Origin of the sequence: Geobacillus zalihae (genome assembly GCF_030414215.1) — a bacterium.
GTDB classification, from domain to species: Bacteria; Bacillota; Bacilli; order Bacillales; family Anoxybacillaceae; genus Geobacillus; species Geobacillus zalihae.
In genome coordinates, this window is record NZ_CP129217.1 from 2422229 (window position 1) to 2440620 (window position 18392).

Annotated in this window: 24 protein-coding genes; 3 read left to right on the top strand and 21 right to left on the bottom strand. The window is 53.6% G+C overall.

The window, feature by feature from the left end; genetic code table 11:
- Window positions 1–46: 46 nt before the first annotated feature.
- The 16 genes from nusB to QWV57_RS12295 all read right to left on the bottom strand — a co-directional run bounded on the left by nusB (window position 47) and on the right by QWV57_RS12295 (window position 11529).
- Window positions 47–439 (bottom strand): transcription antitermination factor NusB, encoded by a 393-nt coding sequence (nusB, locus tag QWV57_RS12220; RefSeq protein WP_011231879.1) that lies wholly within the window; start codon window positions 437–439, stop codon window positions 47–49.
- A 191-nt stretch (window positions 440–630) separates the two neighbouring features.
- On the bottom strand, window positions 631–1032 hold the full coding sequence (locus QWV57_RS12225; RefSeq protein WP_011231880.1) for an Asp23/Gls24 family envelope stress response protein: 402 nt from the start codon (window positions 1030–1032) through the stop codon (window positions 631–633).
- A 10-nt stretch (window positions 1033–1042) separates the two neighbouring features.
- The gene (gene accC, locus QWV57_RS12230) at window positions 1043–2398 is read right to left on the bottom strand and encodes an acetyl-CoA carboxylase biotin carboxylase subunit (RefSeq protein ID WP_060787684.1); all 1356 of its coding nucleotides are present in this window, start codon (window positions 2396–2398) and stop codon (window positions 1043–1045) included.
- Window positions 2399–2413: 15 nt separating this feature from the next.
- Window positions 2414–2947, bottom strand: a complete 534-nt coding sequence (accB, locus tag QWV57_RS12235; protein WP_011231882.1) for an acetyl-CoA carboxylase biotin carboxyl carrier protein — start codon at window positions 2945–2947, stop codon at window positions 2414–2416.
- 144 nt (window positions 2948–3091) lie between these two features.
- Window positions 3092–3643: a SpoIIIAH-like family protein gene (locus QWV57_RS12240; protein ID WP_020756962.1), complete on the bottom strand. Its 552-nt coding sequence runs from the start codon at window positions 3641–3643 to the stop codon at window positions 3092–3094.
- Between the two features lie 23 nt (window positions 3644–3666).
- Entirely contained in the window at window positions 3667–4299 is a 633-nt protein-coding gene (gene spoIIIAG / locus QWV57_RS12245) for a stage III sporulation protein AG (RefSeq protein ID WP_011231884.1), read from the bottom strand.
- Between the two features lie 7 nt (window positions 4300–4306).
- Window positions 4307–4918: a stage III sporulation protein AF gene (gene spoIIIAF, locus QWV57_RS12250; RefSeq protein WP_015375379.1), complete on the bottom strand. Its 612-nt coding sequence runs from the start codon at window positions 4916–4918 to the stop codon at window positions 4307–4309.
- A 10-nt stretch (window positions 4919–4928) separates the two neighbouring features.
- Window positions 4929–6092, bottom strand: a complete 1164-nt coding sequence (gene spoIIIAE / locus QWV57_RS12255; protein WP_301099936.1) for a stage III sporulation protein AE — start codon at window positions 6090–6092, stop codon at window positions 4929–4931.
- A 13-nt stretch (window positions 6093–6105) separates the two neighbouring features.
- Window positions 6106–6492 (bottom strand): stage III sporulation protein AD, encoded by a 387-nt coding sequence (gene spoIIIAD / locus QWV57_RS12260; RefSeq protein ID WP_301099937.1) that lies wholly within the window; start codon window positions 6490–6492, stop codon window positions 6106–6108.
- 21 nt (window positions 6493–6513) lie between these two features.
- Window positions 6514–6720, bottom strand: coding sequence for a stage III sporulation protein AC (spoIIIAC, locus tag QWV57_RS12265; protein ID WP_011231888.1), 207 nt, complete (start codon window positions 6718–6720; stop codon window positions 6514–6516).
- Between the two features lie 15 nt (window positions 6721–6735).
- Window positions 6736–7248, bottom strand: coding sequence for a stage III sporulation protein SpoIIIAB (gene spoIIIAB / locus QWV57_RS12270; RefSeq protein ID WP_301099938.1), 513 nt, complete (start codon window positions 7246–7248; stop codon window positions 6736–6738).
- Entirely contained in the window at window positions 7245–8165 is a 921-nt protein-coding gene (spoIIIAA, locus tag QWV57_RS12275) for a stage III sporulation protein AA (RefSeq protein ID WP_060787685.1), read from the bottom strand. Before spoIIIAA ends, spoIIIAB begins: the two co-directional genes overlap by 4 nt.
- Window positions 8166–8226: 61 nt before the next feature.
- Window positions 8227–8508, bottom strand: coding sequence for a YqhV family protein (locus QWV57_RS12280; RefSeq protein WP_011231891.1), 282 nt, complete (start codon window positions 8506–8508; stop codon window positions 8227–8229).
- A 176-nt stretch (window positions 8509–8684) separates the two neighbouring features.
- Entirely contained in the window at window positions 8685–9242 is a 558-nt protein-coding gene (gene efp, locus QWV57_RS12285) for an elongation factor P (RefSeq protein WP_011231892.1), read from the bottom strand.
- Window positions 9243–9269: 27 nt separating this feature from the next.
- Window positions 9270–10331 carry a M24 family metallopeptidase gene (locus QWV57_RS12290; protein WP_015375381.1) on the bottom strand — a complete coding sequence of 354 codons (1062 nt, stop codon included), beginning with the start codon at window positions 10329–10331 and terminating at the stop codon, window positions 9270–9272.
- Window positions 10332–10998: 667 nt separating this feature from the next.
- The gene (locus QWV57_RS12295; protein WP_015375382.1) at window positions 10999–11529 is read right to left on the bottom strand and encodes a YqhR family membrane protein; all 531 of its coding nucleotides are present in this window, start codon (window positions 11527–11529) and stop codon (window positions 10999–11001) included.
- Between the two features lie 187 nt (window positions 11530–11716).
- On the opposite strand from QWV57_RS12295, the gene QWV57_RS12300 reads away from it, so the two are divergent.
- Together QWV57_RS12300 and QWV57_RS12305 are read left to right on the top strand one after the other, a co-directional pair.
- Window positions 11717–12652, top strand: a complete 936-nt coding sequence (locus QWV57_RS12300; protein WP_015375383.1) for a DUF1385 domain-containing protein — start codon at window positions 11717–11719, stop codon at window positions 12650–12652.
- A 22-nt stretch (window positions 12653–12674) separates the two neighbouring features.
- Window positions 12675–13031 (top strand): SA1362 family protein, encoded by a 357-nt coding sequence (locus QWV57_RS12305; protein WP_013144760.1) that lies wholly within the window; start codon window positions 12675–12677, stop codon window positions 13029–13031.
- Window positions 13032–13109: 78 nt separating this feature from the next.
- On the opposite strand, the gene QWV57_RS12310 is transcribed toward QWV57_RS12305, so the two are convergent.
- The 4 genes from QWV57_RS12310 to QWV57_RS12325 all read right to left on the bottom strand — a co-directional run bounded on the left by QWV57_RS12310 (window position 13110) and on the right by QWV57_RS12325 (window position 16283).
- Window positions 13110–13991, bottom strand: a complete 882-nt coding sequence (locus tag QWV57_RS12310; protein ID WP_015375384.1) for a patatin-like phospholipase family protein — start codon at window positions 13989–13991, stop codon at window positions 13110–13112.
- Window positions 13992–14078: 87 nt separating this feature from the next.
- Window positions 14079–14504 carry a transcriptional regulator MntR gene (gene mntR / locus QWV57_RS12315; protein WP_011231898.1) on the bottom strand — a complete coding sequence of 142 codons (426 nt, stop codon included), beginning with the start codon at window positions 14502–14504 and terminating at the stop codon, window positions 14079–14081.
- Window positions 14505–14672: 168 nt separating this feature from the next.
- Window positions 14673–15698 (bottom strand): spore photoproduct lyase, encoded by a 1026-nt coding sequence (gene splB / locus QWV57_RS12320; protein ID WP_301099939.1) that lies wholly within the window; start codon window positions 15696–15698, stop codon window positions 14673–14675.
- Between the two features lie 105 nt (window positions 15699–15803).
- Window positions 15804–16283: a DUF2332 domain-containing protein gene (locus QWV57_RS12325; RefSeq protein ID WP_230982701.1), complete on the bottom strand. Its 480-nt coding sequence runs from the start codon at window positions 16281–16283 to the stop codon at window positions 15804–15806.
- A 205-nt stretch (window positions 16284–16488) separates the two neighbouring features.
- Here QWV57_RS12325 and QWV57_RS12330 point away from each other — a divergent pair, with 205 nt between their 5' ends.
- On the top strand, window positions 16489–16908 hold the full coding sequence (locus tag QWV57_RS12330; RefSeq protein ID WP_020756522.1) for a hypothetical protein: 420 nt from the start codon (window positions 16489–16491) through the stop codon (window positions 16906–16908).
- A 39-nt stretch (window positions 16909–16947) separates the two neighbouring features.
- Here QWV57_RS12330 and QWV57_RS12335 read toward each other — a convergent pair whose 3' ends face one another.
- Window positions 16948–18360 carry a glycoside hydrolase family 18 protein gene (locus QWV57_RS12335; protein WP_015375388.1) on the bottom strand — a complete coding sequence of 471 codons (1413 nt, stop codon included), beginning with the start codon at window positions 18358–18360 and terminating at the stop codon, window positions 16948–16950.
- Window positions 18361–18392 lie beyond the last annotated feature (32 nt).

The following is an 18392-nucleotide window of genomic DNA, read 5'->3' on the forward strand; positions in this document are numbered from 1 at the left end:
CCTCTCCTCGTTCATCGTTCGATATCTGCCCGCGATGCAGCCGGTTTTATTTTTGCAGCGCCGCCTTCACTTTCGAAAGCACGCCGTTGACAAAACTTCCGGATTTCCAATCGCCGAATTTTTTCGCCAGCTCGACCGCCTCATCGAGGCTGACGCTTACCGGCACATCATCGGCGTATTTCATCTCGTACGTCGCCATGCGCAAAATGGCGCGGTCAACGTTGGCGACGCGTTCAAGCGTCCATTTTTCCAAATTGGCGCGCAACAGCTCGTCAATCTCCTCCTGGTGCTCGACGACGCCAAAGACGAGCTGGCGCAAAAACGGGTCGATGTCGCCGCCGCCCGTGACATTGTGGAGCGCCTCGTCTGGTGGAATGCGTCCGACATCGATTTGAAACAGCGCCTGCAACGCCTTTTCCCGTGCTTCATGCCGCTTCATGGCGGTCCCCCTTTCCAAAAAACGAACATTCACAATGAAATCATATCATATTTTTCGGAAAAAGCCAGCCTTTTCCCACAAATCATTCGCGCTGCCGTTGGTTGCGCCATAACGGCCTCGTTCATTACAATAACAAACTTTGGCCAAAAAAACAAAAAGGCAGCCGCCGAAAAAGCAACTGCCTTGCGAGATCACTGTTCGACCACGCCTTGTTCCTGCTTGCCGCCCTCAAACTGGATGCCGACGATATGAACGTTCACTTCGCTCGCCTCGAGGCCGGTCATGTTCCAAAGCGCCTGGCGCACATTTTCCTGCACCTTTTTCGCCACGTTCGGAATCGATGCGCCAAACTGGACGAGGCAATAAAGATCGATGACGACGCCGTCGTCGCGCAAATCAACCTTGACGCCTTTGCCATGGTGTTTCTTTCCAAACCGCTCGGCGACGCCGGCGGCAAAATTGCCGCGCATTTGCGCGATGCCGTCGACTTCTGACGCCGCGATGCCAGCGATCACCTCAATCACTTCCGGTGCAATTTCCACCTTGCCGAGCGCCGGGTACACTTGCTCTGTTTCAAAGACATGCTCAGACATAAGGCACCTCCTATTCCGCCTTCATAATATCATATAACTCCAAAAACTTCGTATTAAACTCACCGCTTTGAAAATTCTCATGCTCCATTAATTTTATGTGGAACGGAATCGTTGTATGAATGCCTTCGATGATAAACTCCGAAAGCGCCCGTCTCATGCGGGCGATCGCTTCCGCACGCGTCGGCGCATGAACGATCAATTTGGCGATCATCGAATCATAATACGGCGGGATCGTATAGCCTGGATAGACGGCGGAATCGACGCGCACGCCCGGGCCGCCCGGCGGCAGGTACATGGCGATTTTCCCCGGCGACGGCATAAAGTTTTTCGCTGGATTTTCGGCGTTGATCCGGCACTCGATCGCCCAGCCGTTAAACGTGACGTCCTCTTGGGTGATCGACAGCTTTTCACCGGCGGCGATGCGGATTTGCTCCTTGACCAAATCGATGCCGGTGATCAGTTCGGTGACCGGATGCTCGACTTGAATGCGCGTATTCATCTCCATGAAGTAAAATTGCTTGTTCCGGTGGTCATAAATAAATTCAACCGTGCCGGCGCCGGTGTAGTTGACCGCTTTTGCCGCCTTGACGGCTGCCTCGCCCATCTTCCGGCGCATCTCGTCGTCAATGGCCGGCGACGGCGCTTCCTCGACCAGTTTTTGCAGCCGGCGCTGGATCGAGCAGTCGCGCTCACCGAGATGAATCGTATTGCCGTACGAATCAGCGAGCACTTGAATTTCGACATGGCGGAAATCTTCGATATATTTTTCAATATAGACGCCTGGGTTGCCAAACGCCGTCGCCGCTTCCTGCTGGGTGATGTTGATGCCTTTGACGAGCTCGCCTTCGTCGCGGGCGACGCGGATTCCTTTCCCGCCGCCGCCGGCCGTCGCTTTAATGATGACCGGATAGCCGATCTCTTCGGCAATCGCCCGCGCCTCATCAAGGCTTTCGATCACCCCGCGCGACCCAGGCACGATCGGCACCCCCGCCTCGCGCATCGTCTCGCGAGCGATGTCTTTCATGCCCATTTTTGCAATCGCTTCCGGACTTGGGCCGATAAATGTCACGTTGCATTCACGGCACAGCTCCGCGAACGCTTCATTTTCCGCCAAAAACCCGTAACCGGGGTGGATGGCGTCACAGCCAGTCAGCGTGGCGACGCTCATAATGTTTGTGAAATTTAAATAGCTGTCTTTCGAAGCGGTCGGCCCGATGCAGTACGCCTCATCAGCCAGCTGCACGTGCAAGGCGTCGCGGTCGGCTTGCGAAAAGACAGCGACCGTCTCAATCCCAAGCTCGCGGCAGGCGCGGATGATGCGGACGGCGATTTCCCCGCGGTTCGCCACCAACACTTTTTTGATCATCGTCCGTTCTCTCCCTTATTCAGGCTTGACTAAAAACAACGGCTGGCCATATTCGACGAGCTGGCCGTTTTGCACCAACACCTCGACAATTTCGCCATCGACTTCCGCTTCAATTTCATTAAACAGCTTCATCGCCTCGATGATGCAAACGACCGTATCTTTTTTCACTTTGTCGCCCGGCTTCACATACGGCGGCTTGTCCGGCGCCGGCGCTGCGTAGAACGTGCCGACCATCGGCGAAGTAATTTGATGCAAGTTGCCTTCCACAGCCGGCTTTTCTTCTTTGACTACCGGCGTTTCCGCTTTCGGTGCCGGCGCTTCTGAGGCCGCTGCTTGAACGGGAGCAGCTGCCGAAGCCGGTTCGACCGCTGCCGGAGCGGCAGGCGCCGGCGGCGCGACCGCCGTCTGTGCGGCCGCAGCCGACGCAACGGCGACAGCAGCCGTTCCTTTTTTCATATGTACTTTTGTTTCGCCTTGTTCGTATACGAATTCGTCAATTGAGGACTGGTCGACCAAGCGGATCAATTCACGGATTTCTTGAATTTTCATCGATCTCACACCTTTCTCCAAGTATCGTGCAGCCCGTTCCTTTCTGGCGGTGCCTAAACGTGTCCATAACGATTATACACACAACAGTAGGACAAACAAAAGACTTTTCCGCAAAAAAAGAAGCTGCCCTAAAGAGCAGCGCGTTCATCCAGCCGGCTGAAACTCAACCGTCACGTATTCAGCATCGGGTATTTCTTTTTTCACCATATGAATGACTTCATTCGCCGATTTCGCTGAGCTTTGTTTCGATTTGATCGTCACGCGCACTTGGTTGTCATCGGCGCGCACGAGCACGTCTTCATAACCGCCTTTCGATTTGATGAGCGTCTCCAACGTTGCTTCTTTTTCGGACAATGCTTGCAATTTTTCAATTTTGTCGAGCGCTTCACTTTTTTCTTCCGCCGTCGCGTTCGCTGAAGCGACAATGGCGTTCAGCTCATCGCGCAGCCGGCTCCGTTCATCCTCAATTTTCATGCGCAGCGCTGTAAACAAGTCGTCGCCCGTTTCGCCAGACGCGGACGGCTTTTTCGCCTCTTCGACAGCGACGCTCGGCTGATCGGTTGTTTTTTCCGTTTTCTTATTGGCGGTAAATGCCGGACTGTCGTTCATATTTTTTGGAGCTGTCACGTAATAGACCGACAGCACAACGACCAAGCTCAACATCGTCAACAGCCATACGGTTTGTTTTTTCAACATGCCGATCTCCTCCCCTTACCCGGTCATTTTTTCGGCAAGACAGCGACGCGGTAGCTCGGAACGTTTAACACGCGCGTCACCGCCTCGACGATCCATTTTTTGATTTGCAAATTATCCGCCCCTTTGGCGACAACGAGAACGCCGCGGATGTCCGGCTTTTTCGTGGCGACGACAAGCGGCGTTTCTTCTTCGCCGTTATGAATAATGATGACTTCTTCATTGGTCGACTCGTTTTCGATCGTCCGCTTCCCGCCTTCCTTGTCGCTCTCTTCCGTTGTCTGCTGCTGAGTCGAACGCTTTTTCTCATACAGTTTCAACTCCGTGGAATCGAGATTGACGACGACCGTGACATCATCCACCCCTTCGATCGCCTCAAGAGCGGCTTTCAGTTCTTTTTCGTACCGCTCCTCATAGGCGGCGATCACTTTCTCTTTCGTCTCCTTGCTTGCCAGGAATGCCGGCTCGGCTGGAGCGGACGGCTGCCCGGCGGAAGGCTTCGCTTCGGCTTCCTCTCCACTGTTTGCCCAATGGCTTGCCGCCATCAAGGCGACACCAGCCAACAGCAGGACGACGACGTACGAAAACGGCCATTTTTTCTGTGCTCCTTCCCCGTCTTTCGGCGCTGAAGAAAAGAGCCGTTTGATGAGCGGCAACATCCCCCCTCTATTCCCTCCCCCTAAATTGCACGTCAATTTTATCTTCATCGATTTCCCATCGGCCGGCGAGAAAAGCGCGCACCTCCTCTGCCAGCGAAGCATCGCCCTCCGGCAAAGCCGGCGGCTTCGTCGTATCGATGACAACCGGTTCCACCGAACCGGCTGACTTCTGTTTCGAAAGGACGACCTCAATCGTCTTGATGTCATCCGGCATGCGCCAGTCGTCGCCTGGCTTGGCGTAAACGTTGACATCCGCTTTCAGCCCATACTTTTCCATCAACTCCTCATTGACATCGTTTTCGAGCTGGACAGCCATTTGTTTTAAAATATATGCGCGTTGCGAGGCTTGTATTTCTTTTTTCTGCTGTTCGATTTGATTTTTTATTGCCTCCTCCCCCGCACGGCCGTTGGAAAAATGGACGAGCGCCGACGCGATGAGCTGCTCGGGATCAACGGAAGCGAGCCTGAGTACCGGAGCGAGCATCACGAGAACGAGCATAAGCCCGACAGCCATTTTCACGTATTTTTGCATCGTCCCCGACGGCAGCAAAAAATCGATGATGATAGCAAACAACAAAAACAAAATGATGTTTGTCACCCACTCAATGACTAGCTGCATAGCGCTCCCCCTAGCGGACCATCATCGTAATGTTCCCGGCCATCACCATGACGGTGAGGCTTAAGAAAAACATGAGCGACACAATGAGCAGCGCTGCCAGCACGTAAGCGATGCTTTTGCCGATGATGTTGAGGCAGGACAATACCGGTCCGCCGCCAAGCGGCTGCAGAAGAGCAGCCGATAGTTTGTAGACGATGACGACGGCGAAAATTTTCACCGCTGGAAAGATGGCGATCATGAGCAAAATCGCCGCCCCCACCAACCCGACCGTATTTTTCAACAGCATGGAAGCGGCGACGACCGTATCGGCGGCATCGGTGAACAGCTTGCCGACGACCGGGATGAAATTGCCGGTGACAAATTTCGCCGCCCGGAGCGCCACGCCGTCAGCCACGGCCGCTGTCGCTCCTCGCACGGACATGACGCCAAGGAACACGGTCAAAATGAGGCCGAGCAAACCGAGGGCGGCTTTGTTGAGCAAATCGGCGAGCTGAGTCGCCTTGTAACGGTCGCTGAGCGTGCTGACGACCGAAAGCAGCGCAGCCAGAAGCAAAAGCGGCAAGGTGACGTATTCAACGACCGTGCCGGTGGTGTTCATCACAAACAAAATGATCGGGTGGAAAAACGCCGCCGACGCGACCCCGCCGGAAGTGGCGAGCAGGGCGAGCAGCAGCGGAACGAGGGCGATGATGAAATGGCTCATCGTCCGCACCGCCTCAAGCGCATAATCCGCCGCGAGGCGAAAGCTGTTTAAGGCGATCAACAAGAGCACCATATAGACGACCGCCTGGGCGATTTTGCTTACTTCCTGCTGAGCGAATGCATTTTGCAGCGATTGCAGCACCGTGCTGAAGACAGCAAGCAAAATGAGCGTGCCGAGCAGTTTGCCGTTCACCTGCAGTTCATAAAACAAATAGCGGGCGAGCGCCTTCAGCCATTCGGACGGCGACCATTGCTTGTCGCCGCTTAAAAAATCGGTGAGCGGCCCTTTCTCGCTTTCCGGCAAAAACCCGCCATACTCGCTGACGATCGTTTCCCAATAGCGGCGGATATCGCTCACATCGAGCTGAGCGAGCTGCTCGCTGACCGACGGTCCATCGCTTGCGGCTTGTACGACCAACGGGCAAAAAAAGAGAGAAAGCAGCCCGACAATAAGGAACGCTGTTCGCTTCAATCCGTTCCCCCCTTTAGCGCGCCGACGGGATGAGGCCGATGACCGCTTCGATGATCGCGGTTAAAATCGGAACAGCCAGCGCCAAAATGACGATTTTGCCGCCGAGCTCAATTTTGGCGGCGATCGCCCCTTGGCCGGCGTCTTTGGAAATTTGCGCGGCGAACTCGGCAATGTAGGCAATGCCGATGATTTTCAGCATCGTCTCTAAATACACCATCTGAATATGGGCGCCTTCGGCCATTTTTCGCAACATCGCCAAAATGCTGCTGATTTGATCGACCAACAACAGAAAAATGGTGCAGCCGACAAACACGGTCAACAAAAAGGCCAGATTCGACTTTTGCTCTTGCAGCAACACGATCAAAAACGTCGCGATCAACCCGAGGCCGACGATTTGCAAAATGTCAATGGCCGATCCCTCCTACCCGCGGAACAAAAAGACATCCTTGATTTTTTGGAACAAGTCGCTGACGATGGAAGCGACCATAAACAAAATATAAATAAAGCCGAGCAGCGTCACCCATTGGGCGTATTCTTTCCTCCCCATCTGATCGAGCACCGTATGCAAAAACGCGATGACGATGCCGACGCCGGCGATTTTCAAAATGAGATCGACATCGATGCCCATGATTCTGCCTCCTGTCTACATGAGTAAAATGACGAGCAGCAGGCCGGCCAACACGCCTAAACTTTTCGCCATCTTGGCGTAGCGCGCTTGGTTGTCTAGCGCTTCCGCTTCCTCCCGCTCAAGATGGGCGAGCGCCAGCGCGATTTGCCTTTGCTGGGTGAGCCGGTCGTATTGGCCAAGCGTGGCGCCAAATTGTTTCATCACTTCAAATTCTCCTTGCTTTAGAGCGGTTTTTCCCCATACGGCTCGCAAGCTTTTTTCCCATGCCTCGGCGGCGCTCGTTTCTTCTGTGCATAACGCGGCGGCAAACCGCTCGAACAATTCGGACAACGGGGCGGCCGTTTGCCGGGCGAGATGCATAGCGGCGTCGGCAAGCGGCGTATGGCCATACATCACTTCCGCCTCAAGCGCCCTCAGCGCCGCTTTCAGCTGGCGGAGCTGGCGCGGCCGCTCGTGCAACAAGCGGGCGGCGGCAAACCCAAGCCATGTTGAGGCGGCGAGAATCAACAGAGCGCCAAACCATTTCATCGATGGACCACCGCCCTTTCATACAGCACCGTTCCGCCAGCGTCGAGAATGCGTCGGATTGAGCCGGGATGGGGAATGTTCGTCAGCTCAATAAACCGTTCAAACACCTTTTGTTCCATCACCGGGCCGAGCGTCGGACGCTGCCAGACGTCTTGGATGTTGCGGCCGTGCACAGTCGTCCATACAGAGACGCCAGCATTGGCCGCTTCAAGCACTGCCTCGCTGTCCTCCTCGCGTCCGATTTCGTCGACAATCATGACATCAGGGCTCATCGCGCGGATCATCATCATCATCCCTTCCGCTTTCGGGCAGGCGTCCAACACGTCAAGGCGCGGGCCGAACGAAAACTGAGGAATCCCTTTCACACAGCCAGCGATTTCCGACCGTTCGTCAACGATCGCCACCTTTTGCGCCGGAATGCGCCCCGTCCCGCTGCTAATCAAGCGCGCCGCATCGCGCAGGAGCGTCGTTTTTCCCGTCTGCGGCGAGCCGATGATCATCGTATGACGCCAGCGGCCGTCGTACACATACGGAATCAGCGGCTCGGCGATGCCGATCTGTTCCTTGGCGATGCGAATGTTAAACGAGGAAACATCGCGGATCGCTTTCACCTTGCCCCCTTCAGTAATGACTTTGCCGGCCAGCCCAACGCGATGCCCCCCCTCAATCGTCATAAATCCGCGCTTCAGCTCTTCTTCGACGGCATAGATCGAATAATGACTCAATTTGTTGAGCAAATGCACGCCGTCTTCTTTCGTCACTTCATACGGCAGCAATCGGGCCGTTCCGTCGACGATCACCTCAAGCGGCCGGGAGACGCGGATGCGGATTTCTTCAATTCCGCGGCGGCATGAAGGAAGATGGTGCTGCAACGCGGCGGCGACCGTTTTCGGCAAAATTCCCCACACCGCTTCCATGGCCCTCCCCCTTTTCTTGTGGACTAGTTCATATGTATGGGCGGAATGCGCCGTTTATGCCTTACTTGTAAATCGCGAACAAAATGAGCGCGATCCCGAGCGCCACAAGCCCAAGCCGTGAAAACGAGAGCTCGTCCGCAAGCGAAAGCAGTCCAATCGCCATGGTCACCATCATGACGGTTGGACCGACGACAGCAAGCGCAGCATTAACGGCAAGCGCTTTTTTCACGTCATTGAACACAAGCATCAACAGCGCCGCGCTCAGTTCAATGAACGCGGACACCATCCGCATGCCAGCCATGGCCATAACGGACGGGTCGATCGATCGCAGCCAATGTTTCATGTTCCCCTCCTGTTTTGCCAAATGGGATCGATTAGTACAAACGTATGCGAAAACAAGCCGTTTCAGAAGAAGTTTTTACTGAGGAAAACGATGGGGGAGAGCAAAACGGCGCCCATTTTGCGCATAAAAAACACCGCCCCGGAAGGTGTCCGAGACGGTGCCTGTCGGGCTTGCGCTTACGCCCGCGAAACGTACGTGCCATCGGCCGTATTAATGATGAGCGTGTCGCCTTCGTTGACGAAAAACGGCACTTGAACGACAAGGCCGGTTTCGAGCTTCGCCGGCTTCGAGCCGCCAGAAGCGGTGTCACCTTTAATGCCCGGCTCTGTTTCAACGACTTTCAGCTCGACGGTGTTCGGCAGCTCGACGCCGATCGTTTCGCCTTGGTACATCATAATAAATACTTCCATATTCTCTTTCAAGAACTTCAGTTCATGCTCGATTTGTTTCGCCGGCAGCTCGATTTGTTCGTACGTTTCCATATCCATAAAAACGTGTTGGTCGCCGTTGGCGTACAAATATTGCATTTTGCGTGTGTCGATTTGCGCCCGGTTCACTTTTTCGCCGGCGCGGAACGTCCGCTCCTGAATGGCGCCGGTGCGCAAATTGCGCAGCTTCGAACGGACGAACGCCGCCCCCTTGCCCGGCTTGACGTGCTGGAATTCAAGGACGCGCCAAATCTCGCCGTCCACCTCAATCGTAAGTCCTGTGCGAAAATCGTTGACTGAAATCATTAGCCGAAATCCTCCTCACGCAATCCATTATAAAATGATCAGTTCTTTTGGCGAATGGGTGAGCGCTTCGTTCCCGTCAGCAGTGATGACCGTATCGTCCTCGATGCGCACCCCGCCAAGCCCCGGGATGTAAATGCCCGGCTCGACGGTGACAACCATGCCTGGCTCAAGCACGACATCCGAACGGAACGAAAGCGTCGGCCCTTCGTGAATTTCCAATCCAATCCCATGGCCGGTCGAATGGCCGAAATAGTCGCCATACCCTTTTTCGCGGATGTAATCGCGCGTGAGCGCATCGGCTTCCTTGCCGGTCATGCCTGCCTTGAGCCCGTTCATGCCTCGTTGCTGCGCTTCAAGAACGATGTCATAGATCGTCCGCAACTCCGCGCTAATGTCGCCGACGGCGACCGTTCTCGTCATATCGGAACAATACCCTTTATAGTAAGCCCCGAAATCAAGCGTGACGAGCTCGCCGCGCTCGATCGTTTTCTCTGACGCCACCCCGTGCGGCAGCGCCGAACGGTAGCCGGAGGCAACGATCGTATCAAAGGAGGACGAAGACGCCCCTTGTTTGCGCATAAAAAATTCCAGCTCATTCGCCACTTCGATTTCTTTAACGCCTGGACGGATGAACGACAAAATGTGCGAAAACGCCGCATCGGCGATTTCTGCTGCTTCCTTTAATATCTTAATCTCTGCCTCTGACTTAATCAAGCGCAATTTTTCTACGAGCCAAGACGTTGGCACGAGTTCAGCGCGGATGGCTTCTTCATACGACTTGTATGCGGCATAGGTGACATGTTCTTGCTCAAAGCCAAGCCTCTTGATGCCAAGCCGCTTCACCTGATTGGCAATTTCTTCGATGATCGGCCCGCTGTGCTGGACGACTTCAAACCCTTGGGCTTGCCTCGATGCTTGTTCGACGTAGCGGAAGTCCGTAACCAACACCGCCCCTTGACGGCTGACAAGTACAGCGCCGGCCGTGCCAGTAAACCCGGTCAAATAGCGGCGGTTGTAGCCGTTTGTGATTAACAGCCCGTCGATATGCTGCTCGTCAAGAAGCTCCCGAAGCTTTTCCAGCTTTTCCATGTTTCCGTCTCCTCTTCCCTTAGAGTGTGCTCGTCTCCTTGGCTGCCTGCGTCGAGAGCGGAGAAAATCTTCGCGGTCAGGATGACGCGAAAGACCTCGTAGGCGCGCCAGTTTCACGCAGCGCCCGCAGCAGCCATGGACTGATGGTGAAACACAAGTGTTGATGATCCATTATTTTACTATATAGGTGCAACCAAAACGTTTAACATATCTTTGACAGAAAAGCCACTTATCGATTTTTCGACTGTCGAGGGCAAGCCTTTGCTTGCCTCCGTCACGCCGATCCAATGCTCAGTAAAAGCTACAAATTCGAAAACTTCAAATTGATAAAAAAACACAGAATCATATGGCTGAACACAAGCTTTTCTGTCTCTTCCCTCGAACAAGAACGCCGGCTGGCAAATGTCATTTGCCAGCAAAGCGTTCATTGTTTGAGGAGAGCATGCCGTCATATGCCCAGTCGGCAAGCGAACCGCTTGCCGACGACGGCAGAAAGACTGGGAACAGAGCCTTCTCATCTGGTTTTTATTGGTTCATCAACACGCCTGATGCTGAAACGTTCCAAAACCTTCTTTATTTTACCATAAAGATGGTCGTTTCCGCTAGACATCCGCGCGGCGCTTGATGCAGCACTCACTCGAGCGGGTGAGAGCGAAAAGAAGCTTCATCAGTTTCCTTCATTTGCCTCCTCTTTTCCGACATTTGACGCCGGTCGATTCATTTCTTGCGTTTCAAACGAAATCGAATAGCCGACAAATACGCCATATAAAATGTATAGGCAAAGCGTCGTAATAATCGTATTCGCTTCTAAGTCTGCAACTGGTTGGACGTTTGGAAACAGTGGATTAAACAAATAAAAGACCATCATCCAAAGCACCACGCCATATACAATTCCCGCCCACATACCGGCGATCTTGCGCAGGAACGCATAGTACAAAAGCGCCGCCGCAATGGAAATGATGCCGATCAGCACGATGGCCGCATAATTGCCGGCTTTCCCATATTTCCAGTCCCCGGCCACCCACGGGATGAGAATCATATTCGGACTGATTTCACTGAAATGGAAAAAATAGGCCAAATAGCCGATCAAACTCCAAAACACCCCGCCGACAAACCCGATGATGATCGTTTTTTGTATGAGCGTCATCGGCCGCTCCGTTTTCTCTTGCTCGAGCTCCCCTTTTTGTTCCGCCATCATCGTGCACCTCCTTGTCTGGTAGTATGACCGAAAGCCGACCGTCCCATGAATCAAACGAAAAAAATGACCGCTCTTGTGTAAATCATGGATTTTTTGGAAATCATAATCGTAGCATCAACCTAGAGGTTTCCGGATATTTCTTGTAGAATAAAATAATAAACATAAAAAATAGGTTGGTGTTGGCCTGATGAAATCATCAATGGAGAAACCGTTATACGGCGGCCAAGCGGTCGTTGAAGGGGTGATGTTTGCTGGCAAGACGCACTCCGTCACCGCTATTCGCCGCCATGACGGGACGATTGACTATTTTACGCTGCCTCGCCGCAGCCATCCGACGCTGGCTGCCCTGAAAAAAATCCCGTTTGTCCGCGGCATTGTCGCCATTATTGAGGCGAGCGCAAACGGGGCCAAGCATTTGCAGTTTGCCAGCGAACAATATGAGGCGTCCTCGGACGAAAAACAGGCCGCCGAAGAAAGCCGCTCCAAATTCGGGCTGATTCTCGGCGCCGCCGTCATCGGCGTGCTATCGTTTTTATTCGCCAAAACCATTTTTACGCTCGTTCCGGCGCTCGCCGCCGACGCCTTTAAACCGCTCGTACCGGGGAAAATGGGGCAAATTTTGCTTGAAGGAGCCTTTAAGCTTGCTCTTTTGCTCGGCTACATTTACTTTATTTCATTGACGCCGCTTGTTAGGCGCGTGTTCCAATACCACGGGGCGGAACATAAAGTCATCAACGCCTTTGAAGCGGGGTGGCCGCTCACTGTTGAGCACGTCCAGCGCGCCTCGCGCCTTCACTACCGATGCGGCAGCAGCTTCATTTTATTTACGGTCATGATCAGCTTATTCCTTTATTTGTTCGTGCCGACGGATCCGCTTTGGCTGCGAATCGCAAACAGGCTTGCTTTAATTCCTGTCGTGCTTGGCGTTTCGTTTGAAGTCTTGCAGTTTACAAATAAATTGAGAGATATTCCGCTGCTTCGCTGGCTTGGTTATCCCGGGCTATGGCTGCAGCGGTTGACGACAAAAGAACCGGACGATGACCAAGTGGAAGTGGCCATCGCCTCGTTTCAGCGGCTTCTCGATTTGGAAGCGGAAGCCGAAAGGAAACAAGCGGTGCAGTAATCGATCAAAGGGGGTGGACTCATTGCGGCGCCGGGCCATTCATCCGCTTGTCGGGCTTATGATTTTGCTTGGAACGCTTGGCATTGTCTATACCCTTTTTGCCCATCCGACGGTGCTGTTCCGCCAGCTGTTGTTTGTTGCGCTGTTTTTGGCCGCCATTTATCTCTTCTACCGGTTCGTATACCAACGCCGCACCGATAAAGATCGGTTATCGTATTTAAAGGCGGTGCGGCAGTCGAAAAAGCTCCATCCCCGCTCCGGGCGCAAACAAGCAAAGCCGGCGAAACTGAAGCGGCCGCTGAAAAAACGGACGGCCATTCCGCACTTGACCGTGATCGAGGGCAAAAAAGGCAAAAAAAAGAATCGAGCTTCGTTTTAGCTTGATTCTTTTTTGTTTGCCTCTGCCGTTCAGCTGAAAAATCGGCGGCAGAGGTGTGCCCTATTGCCGCTTTCCCGTCTAGTACGCCCATTGGCGCAAAAACTGCCGCGTCCGCTCGCGTCCGTAATCGATCAGGCGCCGGCGCGCTTCCAGTTCGATGGAAAATTCCGTAGAAATAACGTTGTCCACCGGCAAAAAGACGATGTTTTTTTCATGGCGACGCGAAATGTAGCGCGCATCATGCGCCTCTCTCATGGCCGCAAACAGCGCCTCATACAAATCGAGCGCATTGGTGATCGTTCGTTTCGGCCGCTCCCCTGGTTTTGGGCTCAGCTGAACGCCCAGCACCGGCCGTTTTTTCTTCTTTTCTTCATCGAACAAAAACAGCGGAAAGTTGCTGAGCACCCCCCCGTCGACAATGAAAGCCACACCGTTTCGCCCGCGAAGGCGGACCGGCTCAAAGAAATAAGGAATGCTGATGCTCATCCGCACTGCTTTGGCGATGGAAAACGACCCAGGGTCAATGCCGTATATGGCTAAATCGTCCGGCAGCACGACGATGCGCCCGTTCGTCACATCGGAAGCGACGATATACAAACTGCCGGCCGGCACATCTTGAAACGTCCGCACGCCGCGGGCGGCGAGCGCCGCCTCGAGCCACCGCTCAAACGCCTTTCCTTGATACAGCCCAAGATGCCAATACAAGCGCACCCATTTCCAAAGCGAAAACGGAATCCATAGCGGCCGTTCATCCAAAAACTGCTCCAACTCCAACTCCTCAAGCAGTCGGGCGATGTCGCGGGCGCTGTAGCCTGCCGATAGCAACGCCGAAAGCAACGCTCCCGCACTCGTGCCGGCAAGCCGCTTCCAGCGCAGACCTTTTTCCTCAATCGCTTCATACGCTCCAAGCAACGCAAACCCTTTCACCCCGCCGCCGGAAAAGACAAGATCAATGTCCACCGCCGCCTCCCCCTTTTTGCCGTTTATACATATGTAAGAAAAAAGGAGGGCATTTAGTACGGCAAACAAAAAAGAGCAAGCATCGGCTTACTCTCCTTGTTCATTGCGCTTTTGGACATCGCGCAGCGCTTCAAGGCGGCGTTCGTCCTCTTGAAAATACTGCACCAAATCGCCGATCCGGTCGATGGCGTTCCAGCTCAAATGGTGTTCAATCCCTTCCACGTCGCGGTAAATGTTTTCTTCGCTGACACCGATCAAACGGAGAAACTGCTCAAGCAGCTCATGGCGGTAGACGAGCCGCTGGCCGATTTTTCTTCCTTTTGGCGTCAAGACGAGTCCGCGGTATTTCTCATACACTAAATACTCATCTTTATCGAGCTTTTGCACCATTTTCGTCACCGAGGAGGGATGGACGGACAACGCTTCAGCGATGTCAGAGACACGGGCATAGCCCTTTTCTTCAATCAAAATGTAAATTTGCTCAATATAATCTTCCATGCTTGGTGTCGGCAACGTTTGTCCCCTCCCATCACGTTTGTCTGCCGCAGACAAGTGCAGCGGCCGTCAGCATCTCTCATGAACATGGCCGCCCTGTCCATTTCGGCTAGACGCTGCCGGGCCAGTCGGCCGCCCAGGCAAACAAAAAATAGCAATCAATCCTATTATACCATGAAGGGAACATTACGTAAAATACTGCACTTGGGCCGATGGAAAAAAGCGAGCAATATACGAGCGCATGGTTTCCTCCAGCTCCTGCGCCTCCTCGTCACGATACACGTATTTGCCGATGCCGTACCGCCCCCACTTATACTTGCGCTTCGATTCGTCCAAATCGAGCTTGGTTTTCGGGTAACGCTGCTCGATGACCCGCTTGGCCGGCTTGGTAAACCGATGCTGGATGAGCTCAAACGTCAAACTAGATAAATCCACTCCTTCCAATTGCCGGGCGAGCTCCTGAAACAATTCAAAATACCCTTGTTCCCAGCCGTCATGCCGGTAAATCGGCGCAACAACAAAACCGAGCTGATAGCCGGCACCGGCCACTTTGCGCGCGGCTTGAAGCCGCGCGTCAAAAGAGGACGTCCCTGGCTCGAAATGGCGGATGACATAGCGGGAATTGACGCTGAAGCGAAAATGCGTCTTGCCGTTATGCTTGGCATCAAGCAAATGATCGACATGCTCATACTTCGTCACAAATCGGAGCCGCCCGTAGTCGGTCGCGCCGATAAATTCAATCGCTTTTTTCAGCGAATGGGTCAAATGATCGATCCCGACAATGTCGGACGTGCATGCCGCCTCGAAACGAGTGATCTCAGGTGCGCGCTCGTCAATATACGTTTGCGCCTGGGCGAAAATGTCGTCCAAGTTGACATACACGCGGATATATGGCTTGCTTCCTAATGTCGTTTGCAAATAGCAATAATGGCAATGACCCATGCATCCGGTTGCCAACGGAATGGCGTATTCGGCGGACGGCTTCGATGAATCAAATTTCAGCGTCCGCCGCACGCCAACAACGAGCGTCGATTTCGCATTTCGATACCGGGCCAGCTCCGTCTCTCCCGGAATGCCGCGCACTTGGTTGTGCGATGTCGTCTCGCGAATCTCGATTCCCATTTGTGTAAATTTCTCGTACAATTCCTTTCCGAGCGGGTACGACAACGCCTCCGGTTCGAAATACACAAGTTTTGGCACAAACGGTTTCATCGTTTTCCCCCATTTCGTCCATCTTTACAGTTTAGTATGGACGAGAACGGGGGAGTCGTTATCTTACTTTATTTGGAATTCTTTTTTCGTTTCCTTGTCGCCTCCTCATCCACATCCATCCGCCTCCCAACGAAACCAGCGGGCATGGCCGTCGGTTTCGGCAACGATTTGCCGGCATTCTCGGCCATTGATCATGCGATCCAGATGCAGTTTCGGATCCCACATATTGTTATACACATGGAACAAATCCCGTTGGCGGCCGATTTCACGAAGCTGCTCAAGCAATCCACGCTTTGCCTCATCTGACATTTGGTTCGCGACATGCGTGTGGAAGATGCAAACAACGGTATCGGACGGAACTTGTGCAACAAGATCAGAGAGAAGTTCAACCCCGTCTCCCTCGATCAGACGAATCGGCGTTTGTTCCAGACATCGGGCTGCCTTTTCAAACAATTGGCGCCGGTCTTTATGTTCGGGCCAAATGAGCGCCTTCATCCATCGTCGATCATCCTCTTTTTTCAAGTCAATCACATGCAAATCGATACCGATCCGTTCAGCGACCCATGTGAAATTCAACTTGATCATCTCCCTTATTCTTCGACTTTTCACAACATTCTTCGCTCTCTTCATGCCATTGAATTCCATCAACTAGAAACTCGATCCTTTCGCTTACTATATTCGTTCCAACATACAGATTGCCCTGCAAAACATTCGCACACCTTTGCGATTTGCCATGACAGCTCATGAACGCAATGATACAATAAAACTAAACTGAAAGGAGGGATGCAGAATGTCTCACGAGCTTGTCGAATTGCTTCGCTCGGTGCTGAAAGAGGAGTTGCAGCCCATTCATGAACGCCTCGACCGCCTAGAAGCCGGACAGCAACGCCTCGAAGAACGACAACAACGCCTCGAAGAACGACAACAACGCCTCGAAGAACGACAACAGCGCCTCGAAGAACAGCAACAACGCCTCGAAGAACAGCAACAACGCCTCGAGGAAAAGTTGGACCATTTCATTATCGAGACGCGCAGCCATTTCAAAAAAATCGAGGACGAGCTGGCCGACCATCGGCGCATGTTCGAGATATTGTCACATGATTGGCGCAACGCGAACATTGCGATTGAATATTTAAACCATAAGATCGGCCAGCACGATCTGGAAATTTATCAGCTAAAAAAGCGGCTCGAACTCCAAGAAACAAAGTAAAAGCGCATGCCCGATGACCGGCGCATACGCTCGAACCGCTTATCCCCGCTTGCGAATGCGGAAATTGTCTTCTAACAGCACCCAGTTTTCCGGATACGGATACCCGAGCACCCAGTAGCTGATTCCGCGCAATCCGTATTCTTTCACCAATTCAAATTTCGCCAACGCGCTGCGGGCGTCTTCAAACCATACTTCGTGCTGGCGGCCTTGCTCGTCCGTGTACCGGTAAAACGGCGAGGCGGCCGCCGCATCGTATTGGATGGACGCCCCGTAGCGAATGGCGCGCTCTAGCGCCTCTTTCGGACTGAACGTTTCCGCCTCTTGCCCTTGCACGTGCGGCAGCACCCAGTCGCGGGCATAAATTTGAAACCCCATCATGATTTTGCTACGCGGAATGGCGGTCACCGCATAATCGAGCACGCGCCGAATTTGATTCACCGGCGAAATGGCTTGCGGCGGCCCAAACCGGTAGCCCCACTCATAGGTCATAAGGACAACAAAATCAGCGATGCGTCCGTGGGCTGGGTAGTCGTGCGCTTCGTACAGCAGCCCTTTTTGTTCAGCGCTTATTTTGGGCGCCAGCGACGTCGATAAAACATACCCTTCGGCGTGAAGCCGGTTGGCCGCCCGCTGCAAAAACTCGTTATACCGCTTGCGGTCGGACGGATAGACATTTTCAAAATCGACATTCAACGCGCGGTACCCTTTTGCTCGCATCACTTGAATGACGTTGTCAAGCAATCGCGTTTGCAGCGCAACGTCGGCCAGAATCGTCTGCGCCAGCCTCGAGCCCGGGTCTTGGTACGTAAAGTTCGTGATCGTCATCATCGGCACGACACGGGCGGCATAAGCCGCCTGAATGAATGCTGTATCATTGATCGGATTGAGCCCGCCATCGGCGCGGATCGTGTAGGCGAATGGCGCGGCATAGGTCAAATGGCGGCCGACTTCGCGCACTTGCTCCGCTCCTTTCTCCCCTTGGTCCACCGTAAATGCGTTCACCTCGATGAGCGGCTTCGCCGGCGGGATGATGAGCCGCTGTCCGGGGACGATCCGGTTCGGATCGGTAATATCGTTTACTTCGATCAGCTGCTGAACCGTCACTCCGTAGAACGAAGCGATTTGCGCCAGCGTCTCCCCGCTTCGCACCGTATGGATGCGCGCTGGGATGAACAACGTTGTCCCTGGATAAAGGAGCGACGGATTCGTGATCCGGTTCGCCTGTATAATCGCTTCGACCGCCACTCCATACTGGCGCGCAATTTGCCATAACGTTTCCCCTGTGCGGACCGTATGGTAACGATATGGAACCGGGATGACGAGCGCTTGGCCAACGGCTAGCCGGTTCGGGTCGCTCAGTTCATTGGCGGCGACAATCCGCTCGAGTGGAACGCCGTAACGCTGAGCCAACTGCCAAAGCGTCTCCCCGCGCTTTACGACATGAACAATCATGACGCTCCCCCTTTCGTTCCCTCCTTTTACCA

What these genes read in the sequence shown, in the direction of transcription:
- nusB (WP_011231879.1), bottom strand. Translation starts at nt 439, where the DNA reads ATGAAGCGGCATGAAGCACGGGAAAAGGCGTTGCAGGCGCTGTTTCAA.
- QWV57_RS12225 (WP_011231880.1), bottom strand. Translation starts at nt 1,032, where the DNA reads ATGTCTGAGCATGTCTTTGAAACAGAGCAAGTGTACCCGGCGCTCGGC.
- accC (WP_060787684.1), bottom strand. Translation starts at nt 2,398, where the DNA reads ATGATCAAAAAAGTGTTGGTGGCGAACCGCGGGGAAATCGCCGTCCGC.
- accB (WP_011231882.1), bottom strand. Translation starts at nt 2,947, where the DNA reads ATGAAAATTCAAGAAATCCGTGAATTGATCCGCTTGGTCGACCAGTCC.
- QWV57_RS12240 (WP_020756962.1), bottom strand. Translation starts at nt 3,643, where the DNA reads ATGTTGAAAAAACAAACCGTATGGCTGTTGACGATGTTGAGCTTGGTC.
- spoIIIAG (WP_011231884.1), bottom strand. Translation starts at nt 4,299, where the DNA reads ATGTTGCCGCTCATCAAACGGCTCTTTTCTTCAGCGCCGAAAGACGGG.
- spoIIIAF (WP_015375379.1), bottom strand. Translation starts at nt 4,918, where the DNA reads ATGCAGCTAGTCATTGAGTGGGTGACAAACATCATTTTGTTTTTGTTG.
- spoIIIAC (WP_011231888.1), bottom strand. Translation starts at nt 6,720, where the DNA reads ATGGGCATCGATGTCGATCTCATTTTGAAAATCGCCGGCGTCGGCATC.
- spoIIIAB (WP_301099938.1), bottom strand. Translation starts at nt 7,248, where the DNA reads ATGAAATGGTTTGGCGCTCTGTTGATTCTCGCCGCCTCAACATGGCTT.
- spoIIIAA (WP_060787685.1), bottom strand. Translation starts at nt 8,165, where the DNA reads ATGGAAGCGGTGTGGGGAATTTTGCCGAAAACGGTCGCCGCCGCGTTG.
- QWV57_RS12280 (WP_011231891.1), bottom strand. Translation starts at nt 8,508, where the DNA reads ATGAAACATTGGCTGCGATCGATCGACCCGTCCGTTATGGCCATGGCT.
- efp (WP_011231892.1), bottom strand. Translation starts at nt 9,242, where the DNA reads ATGATTTCAGTCAACGATTTTCGCACAGGACTTACGATTGAGGTGGAC.
- QWV57_RS12290 (WP_015375381.1), bottom strand. Translation starts at nt 10,331, where the DNA reads ATGGAAAAGCTGGAAAAGCTTCGGGAGCTTCTTGACGAGCAGCATATC.
- QWV57_RS12295 (WP_015375382.1), bottom strand. Translation starts at nt 11,529, where the DNA reads ATGATGGCGGAACAAAAAGGGGAGCTCGAGCAAGAGAAAACGGAGCGG.
- QWV57_RS12300 (WP_015375383.1), top strand. Translation starts at nt 11,717, where the DNA reads ATGAAATCATCAATGGAGAAACCGTTATACGGCGGCCAAGCGGTCGTT.
- splB (WP_301099939.1), bottom strand. Translation starts at nt 15,698, where the DNA reads ATGAAACCGTTTGTGCCAAAACTTGTGTATTTCGAACCGGAGGCGTTG.
- QWV57_RS12325 (WP_230982701.1), bottom strand. Translation starts at nt 16,283, where the DNA reads ATGATCAAGTTGAATTTCACATGGGTCGCTGAACGGATCGGTATCGAT.
- QWV57_RS12330 (WP_020756522.1), top strand. Translation starts at nt 16,489, where the DNA reads ATGTCTCACGAGCTTGTCGAATTGCTTCGCTCGGTGCTGAAAGAGGAG.
- QWV57_RS12335 (WP_015375388.1), bottom strand. Translation starts at nt 18,360, where the DNA reads ATGATTGTTCATGTCGTAAAGCGCGGGGAGACGCTTTGGCAGTTGGCT.